Genomic DNA, 17606 nt, shown 5'->3' with positions numbered 1-17606 from the left:
GGAGGCGAAATGACGCTCCGCACGATGGTCGTACTCGGTGCGACTTTGATAACGCTCTCAACGGCAGGTTCGGCGCAGGAAAAGCCGGGGTTCAGGGACACGCCAATGCTGCCCGGCGGGCAGTGGCGGGTGCATGACGCCGACCGACCGGCACCGGTGGTGGTGACGCCGGCGAAGCAGCCGGGCGGTGCGCCGTCCGACGCGGTGGTGCTGTTCGACGGGCGCTCGCTCGACGCATGGACCCCGCAGCGTAGCGCGTGGCCGATCAAGGACGGGGCGATGACCGTGCCGTCGCGCGCCAGTGCCGGCGGCGAGAACGCGCTGGTCAGCAAGCAGAGCTTCGGCGACGTGCAGCTGCATCTGGAATTCCGCAGCCCCAATCCGCCGACCAAGACGTCGCAGGATCGCGGCAATAGCGGCATCTGGTTCATGCAGCGCTACGAGGTGCAGATCCTCGATGGCTATCGCAACCCGACCTATGCCGATGGCACGGTCGGTGCGGTCTATGGCTTCAAGCCGCCGCTGGTGAACGCCGCGCGCGCGCCGGGCGAGTGGCAAAGCTATGACATCGTGTTCGAACGACCGCGCTTCGCCGCCGACGGGTCGCTGGTGCGTCCGGCCTATGTCACCGCATTCCTGAACGGGGTGGTGGTGCAGAATCACCAGGCGATGCTGGGCACGACCGCATGGCGGCAGGTCGCGAAATATACCGCGCATGGCGATGCCTTGCCGATCCAGCTGCAGGATCATGATTCGCCGGTGTCGTTCCGCAACATCTGGGTCCGTCCGTTGCCCGAAGCGGCGATCGCGCAGGATTTGAAGGAGAATGTGAAATGATCGACCGCAGGACGGCGCTGGCCGGCGTCGCGGCGATGTTCGGCACCGCGCTCTACGCGCCGCTCGCGCGGGCGGCCGGCGCGAGCGGGCCGATCGTGACGCCCGTTCCGACGATCAGCGAAGGGCCGCCGAGCGCGGCGGTCTTCACGCCGGTACAGCGCGCGGCGATGACGGCGCTGAGCGAACGGGTGCTGCCGACGACCGATACGCCCGGCGCGATCGCGGCCGGGGTGCCGGTCTATATCGAAAAGCTGCTGGCCGACTGGTCCTATCCCGCCGAACGCGTGCCGATCCTGGCAGGGCTCGACGCGATCGAGGCGAAAGCGATGGCGGACTACCGCGTGTCGACCGCCAAGGCGACGCCGGCACAGCAGGACGCGCTGCTGACGCTGGCGATGAACGGCCAGATCACCGGTGGCAAGACCTTCTTCGAAGCGTTCCGCCAGCTGGTCATCGCCGGCTATTACACGTCGGAGATCGGCATGACGCAGGAGCGCGAATATTTGCCGGTGCCCGGCGAATACGACGGCGCCTTTCCCTATTCCAAGGTCAACAAGGTCTATAGCGCATGATGATCGATCGCAGGAACCTCCTGATCGGGGCGGGCGGCGTTGCCGCGCTCGCCGCCACCCGCACCGCTTCGGCCGCGCAGATCGGCAAGGTGGGCATCCAGCTCTACACCGTCCGCGAGCTGTTCCAGAAGGACCCGGTCGCTACGCTGACGTCGATCGCCAAGATCGGCTATCGCGAGGTCGAATATGGCGGCGGCGGGTACGACGCCATGGACCACAAGATGCTGCGGCAGACGATGGACCGGCTGGGGCTGACGTCGCCCTCGGTTCATATCGGCTATGAAGCGCTGCTTGGCTCGTTCGACAAACAGGTCGCGATGGCCAAGACGCTTGGCGCCGATACGGTGGTCCTGCCGTATATGACCGACCAGTATCGCAACGAAGCGGGCTGGACGCAGGCGCTGCCGAACATCAACCGCTTCGCCGCCGACCTGCGCAAGGCGGGGCTGGGTTTCGCCTATCACAACCACGACTTCGAATTCACGGTGAAGCCAGGCGGCGTCAGCCTGTACGAGCGGCTGCTCAAGGCGACCGACCCGGCGCTGGTGAAGGTCGAGCTCGACCTCTATTGGGTCGGCCATGCCGGTGAGGATGTCGGCGCGTGGATCGATCGGCTGGGGCCGCGGCTCTACGCCTATCACGTCAAGGACATGCGCGCCGATGGCAGCATGACCGCGGTCGGCGCTGGCAAGACCGATTTCGCCGCGTTGTTCCGCCGCGCCGGCAGCAAGGGCGTCCGCCATTTCTATGTCGAGAACGATGAGGCGCCGGCGCCCTATCTGCCCGACATAACGACCAGCTACCGGACGCTGCGCGCGCTTCGCTACTGATAAAATTGCCCTTGGAGGGGATATATGGCTGTCACCAACAGGTTCGACGCGATCGTCATCGGATCGGGCGTCAGCGGCGGGTTCGCCGCGAAGGAACTGACCGAAAAGGGCCTGCGCGTCCTGATGCTCGACCGTGGGCGCATGGTCGAGCATATCGAGGGCTATCCGTATGACGGCAAGCCGGCATACGAGGTCCCGGCGCGCAACCAGATGCCCAAGCCGCTGATGGACAGCGACTATTTCATCGCCAAGCATGGCTATGTCGCGCCGAGCAGCCAGCAATTCTATAATGACGACCGGCTGAACCCCTATGCGTTCGACGAAGGCGAGAAATTCTACTGGATTCGCCCCGGCGCGGTCGGCGGCAAGTCGCTGATCTGGGGCCGCTGGACGTTCCGTTGGAGCGCTGACGACTTTGCGGCGAACAAGCGCGAAGGCGTCGATGGCGAATGGCCGATCGGCTATGACGACGTCGCGCCGTGGTACAGCTATGTCGAGAAATATATCGGTGTATCGGGATCGCGCGAGAATTTGCCGTATCTGCCCGACAGCGAATTCCAGCCGCCGATGGACATGAACGTCGCGGAAAAATGGTTGAAGCAGAAGCTGGAAACGCAGTTTCCAGGGCGCAAGCTGATCCACACCCGCCTGTCCAACATGACCGAGGACAAGCCCGACCAAAACCGCAGCAAGTGCCAGTTCCGCAACCAGTGCGGCAATGGCTGTTCGTTCGGCGCCTATTTCTCGACCCAGGCGGTGACGCTGCCGGCGGCGCGGGCTACGGGGCGGTTGACGCTGCAATCCGATGCGGTGGTCACCAACCTCGAATATGATGCCGCACGCAAGAAGGTGACCGGGGTTCGCTTCATCGACGCCAAGACAGGACAGGCGCAGACGGTGCAGGCCGGCATGGTGTTCCTGTGCGCATCGGCGATGGCATCGACGCAGATCCTGATGAACTCGCGTATGGCCGGCGGCGGTCGCAGCCATTTCGACACCAGCGGGACGTTGGGTCGCTATGTCATGGACCATATCTTCCGCGTCGGGGCCGAGGGCGAAATCCCTGGCATGACCGATATGATCGAGTTCGGGCGACGGCCGGGCGGGGTCTATGTCCCGCGCTTCCGCAACCTGAAGGGCGATGAGGGCGTCGGCTTCCGTCGCGGCTATGGCTATCAGGGCAGCGCGCGGCGTGATCCTGCCGCACCGGTCGGCTTCGGCAAGGACATGAAGCACGGCATGCGGCGCTATGGCCCGTGGAAGTTTGGGATGGGCGCATTCGGCGAATGCCTGCCCTATGCCGACAACCGCGTGTCGCTGCACGCGAACAAGGTCGATCGCTTCGGTGTGCCGCTGATGCGGTTCGACGTGAAGTTCCGTGACAACGAACTGAAGATGATGGCCGATGCCCGGATCGAGGGTGAGAAGATGCTGAAGGCCGCCGGCCTGACCAACGTCCGCAGCTATGAGGGCGAGCATGTCCCCGGCGACGCGATCCACGAAATGGGCGGCGCGCGTATGGGAATGGACCCGCGTAAGTCTGTGCTGAACGGCTGGAGCCAGGCGCATGACGCGTCGAACCTGTACGTCACCGACGGCGCGCAGATGGCGTCGGTGTCGTGCGTCAATCCGTCGCTGACCTTCATGGCGCTGACCGCGCGTGCGGCGGACCATGCGGTGCGGACGAAGGCTTGGGCGTGATGCTCGACCCCGGCGTTCGTTGGAGTGGCGGTTACCCAAAATCGTCACCCCAGCGAAGGCTGGGGTCTCTGGCGGCTCCTGCTGCGAGCTATCAGCGGGAGATCCCAGCCTTCGCTGGGATGACGCTTGTTGCGATGTGCGTGGATCAATTGCTGGTGTCAGGCCGCAATCCAAGTAATGCTAGCAACGCCCGCGCCACACCCTCGCCATCGTCCGCCGCGACCTTTCGCACTTCGCCATCCCGCGCTTCGAAGCCGTTGTTCGCGCCCAGATTGTCGAACGGGGTCAGCATGATCGCACCGCCGGTCCGTTCGATATCGACGCGCCGGGCATCGCGCATGAACGTCTTGAAGTTCTTCACCGCCGCCGCATCCTGAAACGGGATGAACTGCCGCTTCCATTGCTCGGGCGTCGGGTCGGCCACGCCGTCGTGCGCGGCGGACAATGCCTCGGTGATCGCCTGGGCGATCACCGTCTTCTTGGCCGACTTGCCGAACCATTTGGGATTGGTGGCGATCATGGCGCCTGACGCGGTGCGCGATACCGGCGCGAGGATGATCCGGCCGTTGGTGAAATAGGCGACTGCCGATTGCTGCATCGCGCCGCTGTGCGCCGGAACGGCCGTTGGGGCAAGCAGGTGTCAGAAACTCGGCAGGTTCGGGTCGCCGTCGGGCAACGGGGTGTGGATGCCGCATTCGACCTTTTCCCAGCCGGCCCAGCGGCCGGAGCGGGGGTCTTCGCCGGGTGTAACGCGGTTGGTGCAGGGTTGGCATCCGATCGAGGGGAAACCCTGTTCGACCAGTGGGTTACGCGGCAGGTCGTGCTGCGCGAAATAGGCGTCGATGTCCGCCGGGGTCCAGGTGATGAGCGGGTTGACCTTCAACCGGCCCGCCGCGTCAGACGTGTCGAGTTCGAAGCGGGGCAGCGCGGTGCGGGTGGCCGACTGGAACGCCTTGCGCCCGGTGAAGCTGGCATCGAAGCCGGTAAGCCCGCGCGCCAGCGGTTCGACCTTGCGCAGGTCGCAGCAGCCATCGGGGTCGTACGACCAGCGCAGGCCGGTCGCATCCTTTGCCGCCAGCAGGTCCGCATCGGGCGTCAGATTACGGAAATCGGTGAGACCGAGACGTTCGACCAGCAGGTCGCGATAGGCAAGCGTTTCGGGGAAATGCTTGCCCGTTTCGAGGAACAGCACCGGCACCGAAGGGTCGACGGATGCGATCAGGTGCAGCAACACCGCCGATTCCGCGCCGAACGACGACACGGCGGCGACACGACCGAGCAGTCCTTCGCCGAGTGCGGTCGTGAGCATGTCGTGCGTCGACACCCCGTCGAAGCGCGCGTTCAGCGCGGCGGCATCGGCGGCGGTGAAGCGTGGGCCGACGGCGATGCGGTCGCGGACGCGGATATCGGGATCGGCGTCAGCCATGCCGCAGTTTCCACACCGGGACGGCCGGATCGGCCGCCGCCTGATAGACATGGTCGTAGCGTTCCAGCGCGCGGGCGAGGGCGGCGGGATCGACCGGCGCGGCAGGCGCGAAGCTGTCGAAGCCGCAGCGGCGCATCAGCGGAATCTGATCGACCAACACGTCGCCCTCGGCGCGGAGTTCGCCGGTATAGCCGGCCTCGCGCAGGATGCGGCCCGCCGAATAGCCACGACCGTCGCGGAATTTGGGGAAGCTGACCTCGATCAGCGCCAGCTGATCGAGATGCGGCAGCAGTTCGCGCGCGTCGTCGCCCGCCTCGATCCGAACGGCGGTCGCGTTCGACTGGCCGAGAAACGCGTCGAGCGTGACGGCGGGTTCGTCATGCGCGGCGTCGTCGCGCAGGCGCAGCGGCTCGCTCATGCAGCGGCTCCTTCGTTCGGGATGCGCGCCACGACCTTGATCTCGAACCGGAAGCCGGCGAGCCAGGTGACGCCGGCGGCGGTCAGCGCGGGCAAGGGGCCTTCGCCCCAATAAGCGGGGTGGTGGGCGAACAGCAGCGGGAACACGGCATCGGGATCCGTCGTGAACAGCTGCACGTCGATCACGTCGGCCGGGGTGCAGCCTGCGCCCGCCAGCACGGCGGTCAGATTGGTGAAGGCCAGCGCGATCTCGTCGGCCAGATCGGGTTCGGGGGTGCCGTCGGCACGCGCCCCGACCTGTCCCGATACGAACAGCAGGTCGCCGGTCCGAACGGCGGGCGAATAGCCGTGCTCGGCGTAGAGCGTGTGCGGATTGGCCGGGAAAATGGCGGCGCGATTACCCATAAATGGCTTCCTTGAACGGTTCCATGCCGACGCGGCGATAGGTGTCGACAAAGCGCTCCCCCTCGGTCCGTTCGGTCAGATAGCGGTCGGTGACTCGCTCGATCGCGTCGACTACGCCGTCCTCGGAAAAGCCGGGGCCGGTGATCTTGCCGAGCGACACGTCCTCCGCCCCCGATCCGCCGAGCAGCAGTTGGTAATTCTCGGTACCCTTCCGGTCGACGCCCAAGATGCCGATATGGCCGGCGTGATGGTGGCCGCAGGCGTTGATGCAGCCGCTGATCTTGAGCTTCAACTCGCCCAGATCGCGCTGGCGGACCGGATCGGCGAAGCGATCGGCGATCTTTTGCGCCAGCGGAATCGAACGCGCGTTGGCGAGGCTGCAATAATCGAGGCCGGGGCAGGCGATGATGTCGGTGATGAGGTCGAGATTGGCCTCGGCCAGCCCGATTGCGACCAGCCGGTCGTAGACTGCGCGCAGGTCGGCGGAGCGGACGTGGGGCAGGACGATGTTTTGCGCATGGGTGACGCGCAGTTCGGCGAAGCTGTACGCCTCCGCCAGATCGGCCATCGCGTCGATCTGATCGGCGGAGGCATCGCCGGGGATGCCGCCGGTCGGTTTCAGGCTGATCGTGACGATCGTATAGCCGGCGCGCTTGTGGGCATGAGTGTTCTGGTCGAGCCAGGCCGCAAAGCCGGCGTCGCTGCGGTCGACCTGTGCGTCCGCCGACGTGTCGGCAAAGGCGGGGTCGGCGAAGAAGGCGGCGATGCGGTCGAATTCGGCCTGGGGCGGGTCGATTCCGAGCGTCTTGATATGCGCGAATTCCTCGGCGACTTCGGCGCGATATTTGTCGACGCCGATCTCGTGGATCAGGATCTTGATCCGCGCCTTATACATGTTGTCGCGACGGCCATAGCGATTGTAGACGCGCAGGCACGCTTCAAGATAGCTCATCAGGTCCGACAGCGGCACGAAGTCGGCGACCAGCGGCGCGATCATCGGCGTGCGGCCCATGCCGCCGCCGACATAGACCTGCGCGCCGGCAACGCCGTCCTGCTCGACGATACGCAGGCCGATATCGTGGAGGCGCATCGCGGCGCGGTCCTCGTCAGCGGCGATGACGGCAATCTTGAACTTGCGCGGCAGGTAGCTGAATTCGGGGTGGAAGGTGCTCCACTGGCGCAGCAGCTCGGCCCACGGGCGCGGGTCGGTCAGTTCGTCGGCGGCGGCGCCGGCGAACTGGTCGGAGCTGATGTTGCGGATGCAGTTGCCGCTGGTCTGAATGGCGTGCATCTCGACCTTGGCCAGCTTCTCCAGAATGTCGGGCGTGTCGGCCAGCTTGATCCAGTTGAACTGCAGGTTCTGGCGCGTGGTGAAATGGCCATAGTCGCGGTCATAGGTCCGCGCGATATCGGCCAACACGCGCATCTGCGTCGACGACAGCGTGCCGTACGGGATGGCGACGCGCAGCATGTAGGCGTGGAGCTGGAGATAGAGGCCGTTCATCAGCCGGAGCGGCTTGAACTGGTCCTCGGTCAGGTGGCCCGACAGGCGGCGTTCGACCTGATCGCGGAATTCCGCGACGCGGGCGTCGACGATCGACTGGTCGTAGGTGTCGTATTGGTACATCGTCTCTTCCTATATCCTCCCCGCTTTGCGGGGAGGGGGACCGGCCGCAGGCTGGTGGAGGGGGAGTGCCGTGCAACGCAACCGTGGCGGAACCGGACGGCCCCCTCCACCATGCTGCGCATGGTCCCCCTCCCCGTGCCGGGGAGGATTTATATCACCCACGCTCCCGCTTCGGGATCGGCAGGCTTGAGCGTCAAATCGGCTCGCACCGTGGGGCCGAGGGCCCGGATGCGGTCCTTGATATGCGCCGGACGGGGGCCTTCGGGGGTTGCGACCGCGTCGATCACGTACGGCACGTTGACCCTGCGCGCGGCCTCTTCGACCGAGGCGATGCGCTCGCCATCCTGACCGACGTCCGCCGCATCCTCGACGTGGCGCGACCAGTCGCGACCGGTCCACCACGTCACGTCGCCGCTGGCGAGGTCGTTGCCGGTGAGCAGCTTCATGCCAAGGCCTCCGCCGCACGTGCCCAGTTGCCGAGCTTGTCCTCGGCATCGGCGAGTTGCACAACTTCGCCGACGACGATCACCGCCGGGCTCTTCACATCCTCGCGCGCGACCATCGGGCCAAGGTCGGCGAGCAACGTGCGCAGCGCGCGGGCGTCGGCATAGGTGCCGCGCTCCAGCACCGCGACCGGCATGTCGGGGGCGACGCCGTCGGCCATCAGCTTGTCGGCAATGGCTTCGGCAGTGGCGACGCCCATGTAGATCACCAGCGTACGGCCTTGCCCGGCGAGGCCTGACCAGTCCTGTTCGCTCAAGCCCTTGCACTGGCCGGCGACGAAGCTGACCGCCGACGACCAGTCGCGATGGGTGAGCGGCAGCATCGCACCCGCTGCACAGCCGAGCGCGGCGGAGACGCCGGGGATCACCTCGACGGGCAAGCCGGCGGCGCGGACCGCTTCGACTTCCTCTCCGCCGCGGCCAAAGATGAACGGGTCGCCGCCCTTCAGCCGGATGACGATCGCACCGGTCTTTACATGCGCGACAATCAACGCGTTGATCGATTCCTGCGGCAGGGTGTGGCGTGCGCGCTGCTTGGCGACCGAGATGCGCTGCGCGGTAGCGGGTGCGAGGTCGAGGACGCGCGGGTCGATCAGCCCGTCATGGACGACGACGTCGGCGTTCTTGAGCGCTTCGACGGCGCGCACGGTCAGCAGGCCGGGATCGCCCGGACCGGCACCGACGAGGATGACGCGCCCGCGGGCGGTCGGATCGAGTAAGCTTGCCATGATGGCGTAGATGCGGTCGCGGCGATCGCCAGGCAACCGACGCTTGCTTGGGGGGCGGGTAGGGATTGTTTAGGGCGTGGTGTTCCACCGCCCCATCCGTCACCCCAGCGCAAGCTGGGGTATCCCCGTGGTGATGCGCAACGCTTTCCAACCGGGAGACCCCAGCCTTCGCTGGGGTGACGTGTGTTGTGAGGGGGGGTGAGAACGCTGCCCTATTCGTTTCTCAGCCCGATGCCGATCGACGCCCGCGCCTGCTCCGCCTCCGCCGATACCACCGGATAGGCGCAGTAATCCGCCGCGTAATAGGCCGAGGGACGATGGTTGCCCGACAGGCCGATGCCGCCGAACGGTGCGCTGGACGAGGCGCCGTTGGTCGGGCGGTTCCAGTTGACGATGCCGGCGCGGATATTGGCCCAGAACCGGTCGTAGAGCTGCGGGTCCTGCGAGATCAGCGAGGCGGACAGGCCGTAGCGCGTGTTGTTCGCCTCCGCGATCGCATCGTCGAAGCTGTCGACGCGGAACAGCTGGAGCAGCGGGCCGAACAGTTCGACGTCGCTGCGTTCGGCCGTGTCGGACATGTCGATGATGCCGGGGGTGAGGAACGGGCGCCCTTCGACCAGCCGGCGCAGGAAGCGCAGCGGACGGCCCCCGCGCGAGGTGAGCGACAGGAAGCTCTCGGTCAGCTGGTCGGCGGCTTCGTTGTCGATCACCGGGCCCATGAACGGCGCGGGGTCGGCATGCGGTTCGCCGATGATCAGGCGGTCGCACAGCCGCCCGATCTCCGCCAGCAACGGCTCGGCCAGCCGCCGCTCGACGATCAGACGACGGGCGGCGGTGCAGCGCTGTCCGGCGGAGGTGAAGGCCGACTGCACCACCAGCACCGCAGCGGCGTACAGATCGGGCGTGCCCCACACCACGATCGGGTTGTTGCCGCCCATTTCGAGCGCGAGGATCTTGTCGGGGGTGTCGGCGAATTGCCGGTTGAGCGCGATGCCGGTGCGCGCCGATCCGGTGAACAACATCCCGTCGATATCGGGATGCTGCGCCAGCGTGCGTCCTTCTTCGGCGCCGCCGATCAGCAGGCGGATGCAATCCTCCGGCACCCCGCCCGCGCGGTAGCAGTCGACGAGGAAGGCGCCGCTTGCGGGGGTCTTTTCGGACGGCTTGAACACCACCGCATTGCCCGCGATCAGCGCGGGGACGATGTGGCCGTTGGGCAGGTGCGCCGGGAAGTTGTACGGTCCCAGCACCGCCAGCACGCCGTGCGGCTTGTGGCGCAGCGCCATGCGCGAGTTCATCGGCGATTCCAGCCGGCGCTGGCTGGTGCGATCGCCATAGGCGGTGACGGAAATATCGACCTTGGCCACGACCGATTCGACCTCGGTCCGCGCTTCCCATAGCGGCTTGCCGGTTTCGCGGGCGATGACGTCGGCGAACGCTTCCGACCGGCCGCGCACGACATTGGCGAAGCGGCGCAGCGCTTCGATCCGATAGGCGAGCGAGCGCGAGGCCCAGCCGGCCCATCCGGCGCGGGCGGCAGCGATTTCGGTGTCGGCATTGCCGATCTGGCCGCGCCACAGCGTCGCGCCGGTCGCGGGTTCGGTCGATACGAGTTCGGCCATCGCGGTGTTCAACTGCCCCCTGGTGTCGCGCATTCTGTGGACCGGAATGCGTTAACACTTCATTTGCTACGAAGCCGAGGGTCAGGCAAGCGCGGTGGCCATCCGGCGGATCGCGGCGACCTTTGCGTCGAACGGTGCCCAGTCGTCGCGTTCGGCGATGGCCGACCAGATCGCCTCGACCTCGTCGATCAGCATCGAACAGGGCGCAGCGTCGGACCAATAGGGGTGGTCGCGACCTTTACGCGGACGATAGTCGGACAGGCGGGCGCGCACCTCCTCGAACGGGGTCCAGTCGTCGCCTTCGGGCAACCAGCCGCCGAACGCGTCGTGGAAGAAGCGATCGATCGCCATCCCGGAACCGGCGAGGGCGTGGGTGACCGCATCGGCCAGCGCGCGGTCGCTGTCGGCATTGCGCGGCACGACGCCCAGCCGCCACAGCATCGCGTCTGCCGCTGCCTGTGCATAGCGGTCGGGAAAGGTTTCGAGTACAGCGATCAGCGGCGGTGCCTCCACCACGGTGCGCAGTGCCACCGCCAGCTGCATCACGTTCCAGTGCATCGCGTCAGGCTGACGTCCGAAGGCGTAGAGGCCGTGATGATCGAAATAGGCGGCGGTGAAGCCGGCGTCCCACGTCGGGGCGAAGCGCCACGGGCCATAGTCGAAGCTCTCGCCGGTCAGGTTGATGTTGTCGGTGTTGAGCACGCCGTGGACGAACCCGGCGGCCATGAACCGCGCGGCCAGCGTCGCGACACGGCCGGCCGCTTCGTCGAACAGCTCGATCGCGGGATCGGCGCCGGGCGTGTGGTCGTAGAGGCGGGTCAGGACATAGTCGATCAGACGGTGCATCGCGTCGCCGTCGCGTTCATAGGCCAGCCGCTGGAACGTCCCGATGCGGACATGGCTGTGGTTCAGCCGGACCAGCACGGCCGAGCGGGTGGGCGAGGGTTCGTCGCCGCGTACCAGTTCCTCGCCGGTCTCGACCAGCGAGAAGCTGCGCGAGGTGGGCACGTTCAGCGCCTCGAGCATCTCGGTCGCCAGCACCTCGCGCACGCCGCCCTTCAGCGTCAGGCGACCGTCGCCGAAGCGGCTGTACGGGGTCTGGCCCGACCCCTTGGTGCCGAGGTCGAGCAGGCGGCCGCGATGGTCGGTGACCTGCGCGAACAGGAACCCGCGGCCGTCGCCGATGTCGGGGTTGTAGGACTGGAACTGGTGACCGTGATAGCGCAGCGCGAGGGGTTCGGGGAGGCTGCCGGGGAGGGGCGTGAAGCGGGCGAAATGGTCGACCCATGCGGCGTCGGTGAGGAGGAGGGCGTCGGTCGTGCCGTCGGCCGGAACGATCCCGATCTCCGCCGCCGCGCGGTCGTTGCGGAAGCGCAGGATGTGCGCGGGGAAGTCCGCCGCGGTTACCGCGTCGTAGAACGGATCGCCCAGTCCCAGAATATCGGTACGGGGACGGTAGCGAGCGGGTTGCGGGTTTTCGGCCATACGGCGATATGGGGGGTGATGGCGCTTTTGGACAAGCAACGCTTCACCGATGGCTATTGGTGGTCGAACGACGGCCTCCGACTGCATTATCGCGACTATCCGGGGCGGGACGACCGGCCGGCGATACTGTGCCTGCACGGGCTGACCCGCAACGTGCGCGACTGGGAGGATGTCGCCGACCGGCTTGCCGGGCAATGGCGGCTGATCGTGCCCGAGATGCGCGGGCGGGGCGAGAGCGGCTATGCGCGCGATCCGATGACCTATGTCCCGCTGGTCTATCTGCAGGATGTCGAGGCGCTGCTGAACCAGCTGGCGCTGCCGCGCGTGGTCGCGTTCGGGACGTCGCTGGGCGGTATCCTGACCATGTTGCTGGCCGCGACCGATCGCGACCGGATCGCCGCCGCGCTGCTCAACGATGTCGGGCCGGAACTCGATCCGGTCGGGCTGGGACGCATTCGCGGCTATGTCGGCAAGCAGGTGAGCCACCCGACATGGATGCACGCGGCGCGCGCCGTGGCGGAGAATAATGGCGACGTGTTTCCGCGGTACGAGGTGCAGGACTGGCTGCATATGGCCAAGCGGGCGCATCGGCTCAATTCGGCGGGGCGGATCATCCTCGACTACGACATGAAGATCGCCGAACCGTTTCGCGTGCCGGGCAACGAGGCCGGGCCGGACATGTGGCGGGCGTATGAGGCACTGGCGGGCAAGCCGGTCGCGATCGTGCGCGGCGAGCTGTCCGACATCCTGCCGGCACGGGTCGCAGACGCGATGGTGGCGCGGATCGACGGAGCCGAGCTGACCAACGTCGCGGAAATCGGCCATGCCCCGGTGCTGACCGAACCGGCGGCGATCGGCGCGATCGACCGGTTGCTGGCGCGGGTCGCCGCGGCATGAGCGCGCCGGTCCGCATCCTCCACCTGCATTCGTCGTTCGCCTATGGCGGCAAGGAGGCGCGGGCGATCCGGCTGATGCATGCATGGGGGCCCAATGCGGTGCATATGATCGTATCGGGGGTGCCCGAACGGACCGAGGCACAGGCGGCGATCGGCAGCCATATCCGCTACGAGATCGCGCAGAACCCGCCGCCGCTGACCGGCAAGCCGTCGGTCGCGCGGTACGAGGCGATCGCGAAGTTCATGCGGCGCTTCGATCTGGTGCTGACCTATAACTGGGGCGCGATCGACGGGGTGATGGCGAAGCGGGTGTTCGCCAAGGGGACGCCGCCGGTGGTCCATCACGAGGACGGCTTCAACGAGGACGAGGCGACCCGGCTGAACCCGATGCGTAACCTGTATCGCCGCTTCGCGCTGGGCGCGGCGGAGGCGCTGGTCGTGCCGTCGCAGCGGCTGATGCAGGTCGCGCGCGGACCGTGGAAACAGCCCGAACACCGCCTGCACCTGATCGGCAACGGCATCCCGGTCGAGCGCTATGCCGAAGGCGTCGCACCCGACGCGATCCCCGGTTTCCGGCGCAAGCCGAACGAGGTCGTCATCGGGACCGTTGCCGGCCTGCGCGAGGTCAAGGACCTGCCGCTGCTGGTGCGTGCGGTTGGCGGCATCGCGGTGAAGGTCCGGCTGGTGATCGTCGGCGAGGGGCCGGAGCGCGAGACGATCCTCGACGCCGCCGAGGCGATGGGCATCGACGACCGCGTCCACCTGCCCGGATTTCTGCCCGAGCCGTACCGTTACATGGGGCTGTTCGATATCTTCGCGCTGTCGTCGCGCAGCGAGCAGCAGCCGATTTCGGTGATGGAGGCGATGGCGACCGGCCTGCCGGTGGTCGCCCCGCCGGTCGGCGACATCATGGCGATGGTGGCCGACGAGAACCACCCATATATGGGTATCGACCGGCACGAGGTACACCTGCGCGACCGGTTGCAGACGCTGGCGGTCGATGCCGACGCGCGACGGCGGGTGGGCGAAGCGAACCTCGCCAAGGCGCGGGCGGAGTTCGACGAGGCGAAGATGATCGCGGCGTACAAGGCGCTGTACGAACGCGCGCTCGGGCGACCCGGGGCGTTGGGTTAGGATAGTCTAGCCGGCCGATACCTCTTAGTCAGGGCGTCCCCGTCCGTCCGGGCCGTTGCACTCGACATACAGGAACTGTTTGGTGACCGGGTCATAGCCGATGTTCACGTAGTCGCAGCCCCCATCGTCAGCACTAGGAAATTCGCTGTCGAGAGCATGCCAGCGTCGGCTGTTCGCTTCGCCCAATCGAAGGCGCCAAGCAGCATCCGAGACTTCCGCTTCTCGGGTTTCGGCTTCAGTCAAAGGGCGCCAGCCCCAATCTTCGGTGACGAACCCCATTTCGCCTTGGTTCGAGGGCGGGTAGATTGCGACATAGACGGCCTCGACGCCTTTGCCGGTAAAGGCATAATGACGCGCGTAGCGGTTGAGCGGTGATGCCTCTCTCGGTAGCAAAACCTTCCGCTCGATCTCCTCCATCAGCACCTGCTCGCGGTTTGACGGACCGGCACAACTGGCCGCGAGGATCGTGAAGGGCACAAGAAAAAGTCGGGTCCGCATAGCGCACGGTAGCGTTCGACCCAAAGGTGTCCACGCAATTTGCTCGCGTTCGGGCGCGGGTGGGATTAATGACGGCCGGATGCGGTGGCCGCCTGGCGTCCGTTCCGCTTCGTGGTTCCCATTGGAGGTTGCGTTGTTCAAAGGTCTGTCGCCCATCGTCTATAACGGCCGCGAAGTCTGGCCGCTGATCGAAGGGGGCAAGGGCGTTGCCGCTACCAACCACGCATCGGCAGGCGCGTGGGCGGCGGCGGGGGGCATCGGTACCGTTTCCGCGGTCAATGCCGACAGCTATGATGCCGAAGGCAAGATCGTGCCCCAGGTGTACAAGGCGCTGACCCGTCGCGAACGCCACGAAGAACTGATCGAATATGCGATCGAGGGCGCGGTGCAGCAGGTGCGGCGCGCGTGGGAGATCGCGGGCGGCAAGGGCGCGATCAACATCAACGTCCTGTGGGAAATGGGCGGGGCGCAGCGCATCCTGCACGGCGTGCTGGAGCGGACGCGCGGGCTGGTGTCGGGCGTGACCTGCGGTGCCGGCATGCCCTACAAGCTGTCGGAGATTACCGCGTCCTACGGCGTCAGCTATCTGCCGATCGTGTCGTCGGGCCGGGCGTTCCGTGCGCTGTGGAAGCGGGCCTATTCGAAGGCGTCGGAATGGCTGGCGGCAGTGGTCTACGAGGATCCGTGGCTGGCCGGCGGGCATAACGGGCTGTCGAATGCCGAGAACCCGCTGGAGCCGCAGGACCCGTATCCGCGCGTCCGCGACCTGCGCGCGACGATGCGCGAGGGCGGCATTTCGGACGACGTGCCGATCGTGATGGCCGGCGGCGTGTGGTATCTGCGTGACTGGAACGACTGGATCGACAATCCCGAGCTGGGCAAGATCGCGTTCCAGTTCGGCACCCGTCCCCTGCTGACGCAGGAAAGCCCGATCCCGCCCGAGTGGAAGGCGAAGCTGATGGAGATCGAGGAGGGCGAGGTGCTGCTGCACCGGTTCAGCCCGACGGGTTTCTATTCGTCGGCGGTGCGCAACCCGTTCCTGCGCAGCCTCGAGGCGCGGTCGGAGCGGCAGATCGCCTTCTCGACGCAGGAAGCGGGCGACCATGTCTTCCAGCTCGACGTCGGCGTGAAGGGCAAGAATTTCTGGGTGACGCAGGGCGACCTGCTGCGCGCGCGCGAATGGTTTGGCCTCGGCTTCACCGATGCGCTCAAGACGCCGGACAACACGCTGGTGTTCGTGACGCCCGACGAGAAGGGGATCATCCGCAAGGATCAGGCGGACTGCATGGGGTGCCTGTCGCAGTGCAGCTTTTCGAGCTGGGCCGATAGCGAGACGAACTCGACCGGGAGGCTAGCCGATCCGCGCAGCTTCTGCATCCAGAAGACGTTGCAGGACATCGCCCATGGCGGGCCGACCGATCAAAATTTGATGTTCGCCGGCCACGCCGCGTACAACTTCAAGCGCGATCCCTTCTATTCGAACGGGTTCGTGCCGAGCGTGAAGCAGCTGGTCGACCGGATCTTGACGGGGGATTGATCCCGACCTGATCGGATTGCTCCGGCCCTAGTTACGTCACCCCAGCGCAGGCCGGGGTTTCCTGCGGTTGGTGCGCTGCCCATTTCCGAGAGACCCCGGCCTGTGCGGGGGTGACGTTCGTCGCTGGCGAGGCAGTTGTCGGGCGGGAGTGCGGTTCGCGCTCCCGCCCGTTCGATCAATCGTCGGCGACGGTGCCGACCACGGCGCCACCGACGCCGCCCACGGCCGCACCCTTTTCCACGCTGCCACCGGTAGCGGCCGCGATGCCGGCGCCACCTGCCGCACCGATCGCGCCGCCGCGCAGCGTCGAGCAGGCGGCGAGCGAGCTGCCAGCGGCGAGGGCGAGGACGATGGTTGCGATCTTTTTCATGGGGTTGCTCCTGTTTTACGCTACGTCCGGCAAATGATTGTGCGTCGCAGCGGTTCCAAACCAACCCCATTGCAACACAAAGAAACATTGCAGGTGCCATTCAGATTGGGCGCGATAGATTAGGCGCATGAAGTCCGCGTTGATCGTTCGCCATGTCCCCTATGAAGGCTGCGCCGGCTACCGCCCGCCGGTCGAGGCGGCGGGGTATGCGATCGACCGGATCGACGTGACCGATCCCGCCTTTGCGACCGCCGACCTGACCGAACCCGACCTGCTGATCGTCATGGGCGGGCCGATGGGCGTGTACGACGTCGCCGAGCATCCGTGGATACCGGGCGAGATCGACGCGCTGTCGCGCCGGCTGGCGGCGGATCGCCCGACGCTGGGCATCTGCCTGGGGGCGCAGATGATGGCGGCGGCGCTGGGTGCGGCGGTCTACCGGGGGACGGGGTGCGAGATCGGGTTCGCACCCGTCGATCTGGCACCGGGGGTGGCGTCGCCGCTCGCCCATGTTGCCGACGTGCCGGTGCTGCACTGGCATGGCGACACATTCGACCTGCCCGAAGGTACGGAGTTGCTGGCGACGACGGCGCGCTATCGGCAGGGGTTTCGGCGGGGGGCGAACCTGCTGGCGCTGCAATTCCATGCCGAGATGGGTGAGGATGCGCGGTTCGAGGCGTGGCTCGACTATCTCGACTGCCCGAAGCATCGCAAAAACCTGACCGAGCAATATCGCACGCTGGGACCAGCGGCGGTGCGCGCGGGGCAGGCGATGATCGGCGAATGGCTGAGTGGCGTTAAAGGCTGAGGTTTTCGGCCAAAGTTCACTAAGTTCACACTCGTGCGCTATTTGAGCGTGACATGAAGCGGCAGAGTCAAAAAGCGTGGCCATTGAGGGCGTGAGGCGCGAGTCTGGCAGCGGCGGCGGTTGTAGGAAAGTGCCGAATACCGCTTGCTGCGGAAAGAAGAAGCAGGACCCCGGATCAAGTCCGGGGTGACCGTGGGGCCGATGGTGTCC

At 66.5% G+C, this 17606-nt stretch carries 19 protein-coding genes; 8 read left to right on the top strand and 11 right to left on the bottom strand.

Features of this window, described 5'->3' with window-relative positions; all coding sequences use genetic code 11:
• Window positions 1–9 precede the first annotated feature (9 nt).
• The 4 genes from MF610_RS02500 to MF610_RS02485 are packed head-to-tail and all read left to right on the top strand — an operon-like array spanning window position 10 to window position 3940.
• Complete coding sequence (locus tag MF610_RS02500) at window positions 10–837, top strand: 3-keto-disaccharide hydrolase (RefSeq protein WP_242192521.1); 828 nt, start codon at window positions 10–12, stop codon at window positions 835–837.
• Window positions 834–1409, top strand: a complete 576-nt coding sequence (locus tag MF610_RS02495; protein ID WP_242192520.1) for a gluconate 2-dehydrogenase subunit 3 family protein — start codon at window positions 834–836, stop codon at window positions 1407–1409. The genes MF610_RS02500 and MF610_RS02495 overlap by 4 nt, the downstream gene beginning before the upstream one ends.
• Window positions 1409–2239 carry a sugar phosphate isomerase/epimerase family protein gene (locus MF610_RS02490; protein WP_242192519.1) on the top strand — a complete coding sequence of 277 codons (831 nt, stop codon included), beginning with the start codon at window positions 1409–1411 and terminating at the stop codon, window positions 2237–2239. The genes MF610_RS02495 and MF610_RS02490 overlap by 1 nt, the downstream gene beginning before the upstream one ends.
• 24 nt (window positions 2240–2263) lie before the next feature.
• On the top strand, window positions 2264–3940 hold the full coding sequence (locus MF610_RS02485; RefSeq protein WP_242192518.1) for a GMC oxidoreductase: 1677 nt from the start codon (window positions 2264–2266) through the stop codon (window positions 3938–3940).
• Window positions 3941–4085: 145 nt separating this feature from the next.
• Here the strand turns inward: MF610_RS02485 and MF610_RS02480 are convergent, their stop codons facing one another.
• The 9 genes from MF610_RS02480 to MF610_RS02440 form a co-directional block, all read right to left on the bottom strand.
• Window positions 4086–4538 (bottom strand): hypothetical protein, encoded by a 453-nt coding sequence (locus tag MF610_RS02480; RefSeq protein ID WP_242192517.1) that lies wholly within the window; start codon window positions 4536–4538, stop codon window positions 4086–4088.
• A 42-nt stretch (window positions 4539–4580) separates the two neighbouring features.
• Entirely contained in the window at window positions 4581–5366 is a 786-nt protein-coding gene (locus MF610_RS02475) for a phosphoadenylyl-sulfate reductase (protein ID WP_242192516.1), read from the bottom strand.
• Window positions 5359–5784 carry a DUF934 domain-containing protein gene (locus MF610_RS02470; RefSeq protein ID WP_242192515.1) on the bottom strand — a complete coding sequence of 142 codons (426 nt, stop codon included), beginning with the start codon at window positions 5782–5784 and terminating at the stop codon, window positions 5359–5361. The genes MF610_RS02475 and MF610_RS02470 overlap by 8 nt, the downstream gene beginning before the upstream one ends.
• Complete coding sequence (locus MF610_RS02465) at window positions 5781–6188, bottom strand: Rid family hydrolase (RefSeq protein ID WP_242192514.1); 408 nt, start codon at window positions 6186–6188, stop codon at window positions 5781–5783. Before MF610_RS02465 ends, MF610_RS02470 begins: the two co-directional genes overlap by 4 nt.
• Window positions 6181–7815 (bottom strand): nitrite/sulfite reductase, encoded by a 1635-nt coding sequence (locus MF610_RS02460; protein WP_242192513.1) that lies wholly within the window; start codon window positions 7813–7815, stop codon window positions 6181–6183. The genes MF610_RS02465 and MF610_RS02460 overlap by 8 nt, the downstream gene beginning before the upstream one ends.
• Window positions 7816–7964: 149 nt before the next feature.
• On the bottom strand, window positions 7965–8261 hold the full coding sequence (locus MF610_RS02455) for a DUF2849 domain-containing protein (protein WP_242192512.1): 297 nt from the start codon (window positions 8259–8261) through the stop codon (window positions 7965–7967).
• Window positions 8258–9046 (bottom strand): uroporphyrinogen-III C-methyltransferase, encoded by a 789-nt coding sequence (gene cobA / locus MF610_RS02450; protein ID WP_242192511.1) that lies wholly within the window; start codon window positions 9044–9046, stop codon window positions 8258–8260. The genes MF610_RS02455 and cobA overlap by 4 nt, the downstream gene beginning before the upstream one ends.
• Before the next feature lie 212 nt (window positions 9047–9258).
• The gene (gene astD / locus MF610_RS02445) at window positions 9259–10701 is read right to left on the bottom strand and encodes a succinylglutamate-semialdehyde dehydrogenase (protein WP_242192510.1); all 1443 of its coding nucleotides are present in this window, start codon (window positions 10699–10701) and stop codon (window positions 9259–9261) included.
• Window positions 10702–10749: 48 nt separating this feature from the next.
• Complete coding sequence (locus MF610_RS02440) at window positions 10750–12153, bottom strand: protein adenylyltransferase SelO family protein (RefSeq protein WP_242192509.1); 1404 nt, start codon at window positions 12151–12153, stop codon at window positions 10750–10752.
• 18 nt (window positions 12154–12171) lie between these two features.
• On the opposite strand from MF610_RS02440, the gene MF610_RS02435 reads away from it, so the two are divergent.
• On the top strand, window positions 12172–13050 hold the full coding sequence (locus tag MF610_RS02435; protein WP_242192508.1) for an alpha/beta fold hydrolase: 879 nt from the start codon (window positions 12172–12174) through the stop codon (window positions 13048–13050).
• A complete protein-coding gene (locus MF610_RS02430; protein WP_242192507.1) occupies window positions 13047–14183 on the top strand; it encodes a glycosyltransferase family 4 protein in 1137 nt (378 codons plus the stop codon). Before MF610_RS02435 ends, MF610_RS02430 begins: the two co-directional genes overlap by 4 nt.
• A 24-nt stretch (window positions 14184–14207) precedes the next feature.
• On the opposite strand, the gene MF610_RS02425 is transcribed toward MF610_RS02430, so the two are convergent.
• Window positions 14208–14681 carry a hypothetical protein gene (locus tag MF610_RS02425; RefSeq protein WP_242192506.1) on the bottom strand — a complete coding sequence of 158 codons (474 nt, stop codon included), beginning with the start codon at window positions 14679–14681 and terminating at the stop codon, window positions 14208–14210.
• 133 nt (window positions 14682–14814) lie between these two features.
• Between MF610_RS02425 and MF610_RS02420 the strand changes: the two genes are divergently transcribed.
• Window positions 14815–16218: an NAD(P)H-dependent flavin oxidoreductase gene (locus MF610_RS02420; RefSeq protein ID WP_242192505.1), complete on the top strand. Its 1404-nt coding sequence runs from the start codon at window positions 14815–14817 to the stop codon at window positions 16216–16218.
• 175 nt (window positions 16219–16393) lie between these two features.
• On the opposite strand, the gene MF610_RS02415 is transcribed toward MF610_RS02420, so the two are convergent.
• Window positions 16394–16588 carry a hypothetical protein gene (locus tag MF610_RS02415; protein ID WP_242192504.1) on the bottom strand — a complete coding sequence of 65 codons (195 nt, stop codon included), beginning with the start codon at window positions 16586–16588 and terminating at the stop codon, window positions 16394–16396.
• Between the two features lie 127 nt (window positions 16589–16715).
• Here MF610_RS02415 and MF610_RS02410 point away from each other — a divergent pair, with 127 nt between their 5' ends.
• Complete coding sequence (locus MF610_RS02410) at window positions 16716–17396, top strand: glutamine amidotransferase (protein ID WP_242192503.1); 681 nt, start codon at window positions 16716–16718, stop codon at window positions 17394–17396.
• Window positions 17397–17606: the final 210 nt, after the last annotated feature.

Source organism: Sphingomonas hankookensis, assembly GCF_022664465.1.
In the GTDB taxonomy this organism is placed as follows: Bacteria; Pseudomonadota; Alphaproteobacteria; order Sphingomonadales; family Sphingomonadaceae; genus Sphingomonas; species Sphingomonas hankookensis.
This window is presented reverse-complemented; position numbering and strand designations above follow the sequence as displayed.

Excerpts from the sequence above, each read along its gene's own strand:
- MF610_RS02500 (WP_242192521.1), top strand. The coding sequence starts at position 10 with ATGACGCTCCGCACGATGGTCGTACTCGGTGCGACTTTGATAACGCTC.
- MF610_RS02495 (WP_242192520.1), top strand. The coding sequence starts at position 834 with ATGATCGACCGCAGGACGGCGCTGGCCGGCGTCGCGGCGATGTTCGGC.
- MF610_RS02490 (WP_242192519.1), top strand. The coding sequence starts at position 1,409 with ATGATCGATCGCAGGAACCTCCTGATCGGGGCGGGCGGCGTTGCCGCG.
- MF610_RS02485 (WP_242192518.1), top strand. The coding sequence starts at position 2,264 with ATGGCTGTCACCAACAGGTTCGACGCGATCGTCATCGGATCGGGCGTC.
- MF610_RS02480 (WP_242192517.1), bottom strand. The coding sequence starts at position 4,538 with ATGCAGCAATCGGCAGTCGCCTATTTCACCAACGGCCGGATCATCCTC.
- MF610_RS02475 (WP_242192516.1), bottom strand. The coding sequence starts at position 5,366 with ATGGCTGACGCCGATCCCGATATCCGCGTCCGCGACCGCATCGCCGTC.
- MF610_RS02470 (WP_242192515.1), bottom strand. The coding sequence starts at position 5,784 with ATGAGCGAGCCGCTGCGCCTGCGCGACGACGCCGCGCATGACGAACCC.
- MF610_RS02465 (WP_242192514.1), bottom strand. The coding sequence starts at position 6,188 with ATGGGTAATCGCGCCGCCATTTTCCCGGCCAATCCGCACACGCTCTAC.
- MF610_RS02460 (WP_242192513.1), bottom strand. The coding sequence starts at position 7,815 with ATGTACCAATACGACACCTACGACCAGTCGATCGTCGACGCCCGCGTC.
- MF610_RS02455 (WP_242192512.1), bottom strand. The coding sequence starts at position 8,261 with ATGAAGCTGCTCACCGGCAACGACCTCGCCAGCGGCGACGTGACGTGG.
- cobA (WP_242192511.1), bottom strand. The coding sequence starts at position 9,046 with ATGGCAAGCTTACTCGATCCGACCGCCCGCGGGCGCGTCATCCTCGTC.
- astD (WP_242192510.1), bottom strand. The coding sequence starts at position 10,701 with ATGCGCGACACCAGGGGGCAGTTGAACACCGCGATGGCCGAACTCGTA.
- MF610_RS02440 (WP_242192509.1), bottom strand. The coding sequence starts at position 12,153 with ATGGCCGAAAACCCGCAACCCGCTCGCTACCGTCCCCGTACCGATATT.
- MF610_RS02435 (WP_242192508.1), top strand. The coding sequence starts at position 12,172 with ATGGCGCTTTTGGACAAGCAACGCTTCACCGATGGCTATTGGTGGTCG.
- MF610_RS02430 (WP_242192507.1), top strand. The coding sequence starts at position 13,047 with ATGAGCGCGCCGGTCCGCATCCTCCACCTGCATTCGTCGTTCGCCTAT.
- MF610_RS02425 (WP_242192506.1), bottom strand. The coding sequence starts at position 14,681 with ATGCGGACCCGACTTTTTCTTGTGCCCTTCACGATCCTCGCGGCCAGT.
- MF610_RS02415 (WP_242192504.1), bottom strand. The coding sequence starts at position 16,588 with ATGAAAAAGATCGCAACCATCGTCCTCGCCCTCGCCGCTGGCAGCTCG.
- MF610_RS02410 (WP_242192503.1), top strand. The coding sequence starts at position 16,716 with ATGAAGTCCGCGTTGATCGTTCGCCATGTCCCCTATGAAGGCTGCGCC.